This is a genomic window from Micromonospora globispora, from assembly GCF_003857015.1.
GTDB classification, from domain to species: domain Bacteria; phylum Actinomycetota; class Actinomycetes; order Mycobacteriales; family Micromonosporaceae; genus Micromonospora; species Micromonospora globispora.
Map to the genome: position 1 here is coordinate 1 of NZ_QGGF01000091.1, position 6,192 is coordinate 6,192.

Here is a 6,192-nt window from a genome sequence, read left to right on the forward strand (position 1 = left end):
GCCCGGGCGGTGGCCGCGCCGACCAGCCGGACCAGCCGCTCCGCGGCGGCGAAGTCGGCGCTCGGCGAACAACTCGCGCCACAGCCGCTCGGAGAGATGCAGCGAGGTGCAGTCGTCACCGCCGTTCGGGTGGGCGAAGCACTCCTCCTCGCCGGGGACGGTCAGGTAGGCCAGGGTCGGGTCGACGAACTGCGGGCCGCCGCGCCCGGCCCGGCGGAAGCCGCCCCGCCGGGTCAGCACCACCCCGCGCTGGCGGCGGGACTGGCCTTCCTCCCGTACGCCTCGGGTTTCGCCCTCTGTGGCCTGGCGGTGCCGCGCCTGCTGGAGCGGGTCCGGGGTGCCCTGCCGGTGGCCGGACCGCTGGTGCTGGCGGCGGTGGTGGTGGTCGTGGCCGTGCTGTCCCGCACCGGCTGGCTGTGGCTGGGCGGCAGGGACTGCTGCTGGTCGGCGGCGCGGCGCACGCGGCCTCGTTCAGCCCGCTGGTCACCCGGCTGGCCGGGATCGTGCCGGTTTGCTCCGACACGCCGTGCGGGTTGAGAAACAACTTCATGATCACCGCGGCCGGGCGGGGGGCAGGCGGCGGTGAGGGGCGAGCTGGGTGACGCGGATTTTGGTGGCAGGGCGTCGAGGAGGAGCTCAATAATCGAGCTGCTCAACTATTTAACGGCAAGTAAGATGTGAGCCATGGCGCAACCCACCGTTCCCACCGGCCCGGACCGGGGTGACCGCGCCGCCCTGGCCGGCGACGCGGTGCGCCGGATCATGCACATCGCCTCCGCGATGCGGCACTACCAGGACGTGGAGGTCGCCGAGCTGGGTCTCACCCCGGCCGCCGCCCGCGCCCTGCACGAGCTCGACCCCGACCGGCCGCTGCCCGCCCGCGACCTCGCCGAGCAGCTGCGCTGCGACCGGTCCAACGTGACCGCCCTGGTCGACAAGCTGGAGCAGGCCGGTCTGGTGGAGCGACGGGTCGACCCCACCGACCGCCGGCAGAAGACGCTCGTGGTCACCGAGGTCGGCCGCCGGATGCGGGACCGGGTGCACCAGGTGATGTCCGACTCCCGACTGCTCGGCGGGCTCACCACCGACGAGCTGGCCACCCTGAGTCAGCTGGTCTGGAAGGTCTCCGACGGCGGCTGCCCGGAGCAGTGCGGCGGGGAGTGAGCCCCGGCGGGGCGATCGTGTCCGAGTGGGCGAGGTGCCCCTCCGTCGGTAATGCTGTCCGACGTGACCACCCCGCACGATCTCGACGACCGGTTCCGCGAGGCGCTGAGCGCGCTCGGCGACCCGGCCCGGCGGCGTGACCCGGCCGAGCCGCTATCCGACCGGGCGCCGCTGACCGGCGCGCAGGCGCTGACCCTCTTCGACGCCCAGGTCACCAGTCGGCTGTTGGACCTCGCCGGGCGCTGGCTGCGCAGCTTCGGCGAAGGGTTCTACACGATCGGCTCGGCGGGCCACGAGGGCAACGCCGCGGTGGCCGCCGCGCTGCGCCCGACCGATCCCGCCCTGCTGCACTACCGCTCCGGGGCCTTCTACTGCGTCCGCGCCGCCCAGGCCGCCGGGTCCTTCCCCAGCGACCCCTGCCTCCCCGTACGGGAATCCGAACCCGCGTCGACCGACGGCGGGGATTCCGGGCCGGCCGAAGAGGGCGAGCCGATCACCCTGGACCTGACCCGGCCCGACTCCGAGGGCGCCTCCTCTGAGCCGGAGCCGCAGCCGCAGCCGGCGTCGGTCGGTCCCGAAGGCGTTCGGCGTGATGAGGAGGTAGTCCCGCCGGCCGAGGATCAGGGCGCGGCAGTCCCCGAGGCGGAGAGCGTGCCGGTCGGGGCCGGCGTGGCCGTGGACGCGGCCGGCGAGGCCGTGGTCGGCATCCCGGTCGAGCCCACGGCCGTGGGACCCGTGGATGCGTACACCGAGGCGGCACGGGACGTGCTGCGCGGGATGGTCGCCTCGGCCCGGGAGCCGATCGCCGGTGGCCGGCACAAGGTGTTCGGCCGCGCCGACCTGGCCGTCATCCCGACCACCTCCACGATCGCCTCCCACCTGCCCCGGGCGGTCGGGATGGGGCTGGCCCTGGAGCGGCTGCGCAAGGTCGGCCCCGGCGGCCGGGGTACCGGGCGGGGGGTGGCGGTCGGCGACGCGGACGGTGCGACGGGCTCGCCGTGGCCGCCGGACGCCATCGTGGTCTGCTCGTTCGGCGACGCCTCGGTCAACCACGCCAGCGCCACCGCCGCGTTCAACACCGCCGGCTGGTACGACCACACCGGCCTGCGCATCCCCGTCCTCTTTGTCTGCGAGGACAACGGCCTCGGCATCAGCGTGCGGTCCCCGCAGGGGTGGGTGGCGGCGACCCTGCGCGCCAAGCCGGGAATCCGCTACTTCGCCGCCGACGGCACCGACCTGGTCGAGGCGTACCGGGTGGCGGTGGAGGCCGCGGCCTGGGTACGCCGGCACCGGCGCCCGGCCGTGCTGCACCTGACCACGGTACGGCTGATGGGGCACGCCGGAGCGGACGCCGAGACCGCATACCGGAGTGCCGCCGCGATCGCCGCCGACGCACAGCGGGACCCGCTGGTGGCCACCGCCCGGTTGCTGGTCGAGGGCGGCTTCGCCAGCGGCGACGAGCTGCTGGCCCGGTACGACGAGCGCGGCTGGCAGGTACGCCGGGTCGCGGAGGAGGTGCTCGACGAGCCGAAGCTCGGCTCCCCGGCCGAGGTGGTGGCCGCACTGGCCCCCCGCCGACCGGTGCGGGTCTCCCGCGCGGTTGCCGAGGCGGCGGCCCGGGCGGCCGGGCCGAACGCGGCCGCGCGGACCGAGCTGTTCGGCGGCAAGTCGCCGGAGCTGGCCGGCCCGCTCACCCTGGCGCAGAGCATCAACGCGGCGCTGGCCGACGGGATGCTCGACCACCCGGGGATGGCCGTCTTCGGCGAGGACGTCGCCGCCAAGGGCGGGGTGTACGGGGTGACAAAGGGGCTGCGCGACAAGTTCGGGGCGGCCCGGGTTTTCGACACGCTGCTCGACGAGACCTCGATCCTCGGGCTCGGCCTCGGTGCCGGGATCGCCGGAATGCTGCCGGTGCCCGAGATCCAGTACCTGGCGTACCTGCACAACGCCGAGGACCAGCTGCGCGGCGAGGCGGCCACCATGCAGTTCTTCTCCTCCGGTGCCTTCCGTAACCCGATGGTGGTGCGGGTGGCCGGGCTGGCGTACCAGGAGGGGTTCGGCGGGCACTTCCACAACGACAACTCGGTGGCCGTACTGCGGGATGTTCCCGGCCTGGTGATCGCGGTGCCGGCGCGGCCGGACGACGCCGCGCCGATGCTGCGGACCTGCCTGGCCGCCGCGGCGGTGGACGGCAGCGTCTGCGTCTTCCTGGAGCCGATCGCGCTCTACCACACCCGCGATCTCTATGAGGACGGCGACGGGGAGTGGCTGGGGGAGTACGCCGAGCCCGGCGCCTGGGCCGGCGGTCACGTGCCGATCGGCCGGGCCCGGGTGTACGGGGTCGGGTCCGCCGAGGACGTCACGATCATCACCTTCGGCAACGGCGTGCGGATGTCCCTGCGGGCGGCGGCCACCCTGGCCGACGAGGGGATCGGCACCCGGGTGGTGGACCTGCGCTGGCTCGCCCCGCTGCCCGTCGCGGACATCATCCGGGAGGCCTCGGCCACCGGACGGGTGCTGGTCGTCGACGAGACCCGCCGGTCGGGCGGGGTGGGCGAGGGGGTGATTGCCGCGCTGGTCGACGCCGGATACGTCGGCGCGGCGCGGCGCGTCGCCGGAGTTGACTCGTTTGTACCATTAGGTCCGGCGGCACATCAGGTCCTGGCCTCCGAGGAAGCCATTACCCAGGGTGCCCGTACGCTCCTGGCACGGTAAATTCCGTTCCACCCGGTGCGCCACTTGCGCGGGGAGCCACAACTGTGTGGACTTGGCCCGACGGTGTCGTACGACGCCGCGAGCAGGGATGAGATGAGGAGGCACGCGACAGTGAGCGCGACCGCTGGTCAGGCCGCCGACGGGGTACGCAGCCTGGCGGACCGGTTCGGGATCGAGCCGGGGATGGTCGTCATGGAGATGGGGTACGACGACGACGTCGACCAGGATCTCCGGGACGCCCTGACCGACCGCTGTGGGGATCTGGTCGACGAGGACACCGACGAGGTGGTCGACTCGGTGCTCGTCTGGTACCGCGACGGCGACGGTGACCTCTTCGAGCTCCTCGTCGACGCCCTCGGGCCCCTCGCTGACAACGGCGTGGTGTGGCTCCTGACGCCCAAGGCCGGGCGGGAGGGCCACGTCGAGCCCAGCGAGGTCGCGGAGAGCGCCCAGACCGCCGGCCTCCAGCAGACCTCCACCATCAACGCGGGCCACGACTGGAGCGGTGCCCGGCTCGTGCTCCGGCGCGGGTCCAAGGGCCGCAAGTAGCCGAGCCCCCGGCCCGGCGGCGCCCGCCGCCGGGTGTGGCAGGCTGATCATCTCCAGACCCCGACCCGAGGAGTTCGCATGCCTATCGAGGTTGGCGCCGAGGCGCCGGACTTCGTGCTGAAGAACCAGAACAACCAGGAGGTCCGGCTCTCCGACTTCCGCGGCAAGCGCACCGTGCTGCTGGTCTTCTACCCGCTCGCCTTCACCGGCATCTGCCAGGGTGAGCTGTGCGAGGTGCGGGACAACCTCAACGAGTACGTCAACGACGATGTCCAGGTGCTGACCGTCAGCGTCGACTCGGTCTACGCCCACAAGATCTGGGCCGACCGGGAGGGCTACCAGTTCCCGCTGCTGGCCGACTTCTGGCCGCACGGCGCCGTGGCCCAGGCGTACGGCGTCTTCAACGAGGTCGCCGGCATCGCCAACCGGGGCACATTCGTGATCGACAAGGCCGGTGTGGTCCGGTTCGCCGAGATGAACATGCCGGGCGAGGCGCGGGACCAGGAAGGCTGGCGCAAGGCGCTCGCCGAGACCGCCGCCTGATCCCACCCCAGGCACGCCGTTCGACCGGGCCGGTGGCCGGCAGGTAAGCTTGCCGGTCTCCGGCCCGCCGTACGGGGCGTTCCGGGCGCGTAGCTCAGTGGGAGAGCACTCGCCTTACAAGCGAGGGGTCGCAGGTTCGAAACCTGCCGCGCCCACCATCGTTGACCAGCAACGGAGCCGATCACAAGATCAGGGCCCCTGTCTCGTTGTAGCAGCGCATGTAGCAGCGAGGAATCTCAGCCCAACTGGTCATCAAGACGCTTCACCGCCGCTCGCATCGCATCAAGGTTCGTGTGGGCGTAGATCTTCAACGTGACATCCACGTGGGCGTGCCTGGCGATGGCCTGTACCAGGTGCGGCGGGACCCCCAGGTCCAAGAGCAGCGTCACCATGGTGTGCCGCAGGTCGTGCAGGCGGATATGCGGCAGGCCCGCCCGCTCCCGGAGGCCAGCGAAGTGCCGGTTGAGGTTGCGCGGTTCCATCGGCGTACCAAGCCGAGACGGGAAGACCAGCCCGTGCTCAACCCATCCGTTGCCAGCCGCCTCCCGCTCGATCTTCTGGTCCCTCTGATGATCGAGCAGCGCCAGCCAGGTCACCTCCGGCAGAGGCAACACGCCATCGGAGTCCTCCGATTTCGTGTCCTGTACCCGCAGCCCGCCAGCCAAGCGCTGCACGGTCTGTTCGACGCTCAGAATGCCCCTGTCCAGGTCAAGATCCTGCCAACGCAGACCGAGCAGCTCCCCGCGACGCAGGCCGAGCGTGGCGGCTACCAGGTAGAGCGGGTACAGCCGGTGACCCTCGGCGGCTCTCAGCAGACGCTTGACCTGCTCGACGCTTAGGCCCTTGCCCACCTTGTATCGAGGCGCAGGCACGCGGACCAGGGTGGCCACGTTCCTGCTCACCAGCTCCTCACGCCTGGCTTGGCCGAGAGCGTTGCGCAGCACCGCATGGATGAACTGCACTTGCCGAGTACCGGGGTACCGCTGGCAGCAGTTGCCTACCGAACAGCAACGCCTGCCGGGGGCTTGACCCCTGATCCTGGACACGGGGTTTATGCGGCGGGGGCCAGCGTAGCCGGTGCCGGTCGGGCGTTTCTCTCGTAGGTGATCGGGGATTGCTGTCGGAGCCGGGAGTGGCGTCGGACGGTGTTGTAGCGGTGCAGCCAGCGGAACGCGGTGAGCCGTGCGTCGCGTTCGTCGGTGAAGGCGCGGCGGCCTTGGA

Annotated in this window: 6 protein-coding genes and 1 tRNA gene; 6 read left to right on the plus strand and 1 reads right to left on the minus strand. The window is 72.0% G+C overall.

All coding sequences use genetic code 11. From position 1 onward, the window contains the following. Positions 1-129 precede the first annotated feature (129 nt). The 6 genes from DKL51_RS34690 (at position 130) to DKL51_RS03400 (ending at position 5,129) form a co-directional block, all read left to right on the plus strand. A complete protein-coding gene (locus DKL51_RS34690) occupies positions 130-537 on the plus strand; it encodes a hypothetical protein (RefSeq protein ID WP_185734692.1) in 408 nt (135 codons plus the stop codon). Positions 538-684: 147 nt separating this feature from the next. Next, positions 685-1,164, plus strand: coding sequence for a MarR family winged helix-turn-helix transcriptional regulator (locus DKL51_RS03380; protein ID WP_124811707.1), 480 nt, complete (start codon positions 685-687; stop codon positions 1,162-1,164). Positions 1,165-1,215: 51 nt separating this feature from the next. After that, complete coding sequence (locus DKL51_RS03385; RefSeq protein WP_124811708.1) at positions 1,216-3,879, plus strand: transketolase C-terminal domain-containing protein; 2,664 nt, start codon at positions 1,216-1,218, stop codon at positions 3,877-3,879. Positions 3,880-3,990: 111 nt separating this feature from the next. After that, positions 3,991-4,428, plus strand: a complete 438-nt coding sequence (locus tag DKL51_RS03390; RefSeq protein ID WP_124811709.1) for a DUF3052 domain-containing protein — start codon at positions 3,991-3,993, stop codon at positions 4,426-4,428. A 78-nt stretch (positions 4,429-4,506) separates the two neighbouring features. After that, complete coding sequence (locus DKL51_RS03395) at positions 4,507-4,971, plus strand: peroxiredoxin (RefSeq protein WP_109966375.1); 465 nt, start codon at positions 4,507-4,509, stop codon at positions 4,969-4,971. Between the two features lie 83 nt (positions 4,972-5,054). Then, positions 5,055-5,129: transfer RNA gene (locus tag DKL51_RS03400), tRNA-Val, on the plus strand. Positions 5,130-5,207: 78 nt separating this feature from the next. Here DKL51_RS03400 and DKL51_RS03405 read toward each other — a convergent pair. Continuing rightward, positions 5,208-5,933: a tyrosine-type recombinase/integrase gene (locus DKL51_RS03405; RefSeq protein WP_260428360.1), complete on the minus strand. Its 726-nt coding sequence runs from the start codon at positions 5,931-5,933 to the stop codon at positions 5,208-5,210. Between the last annotated feature and the right edge of the window lie 259 nt (positions 5,934-6,192).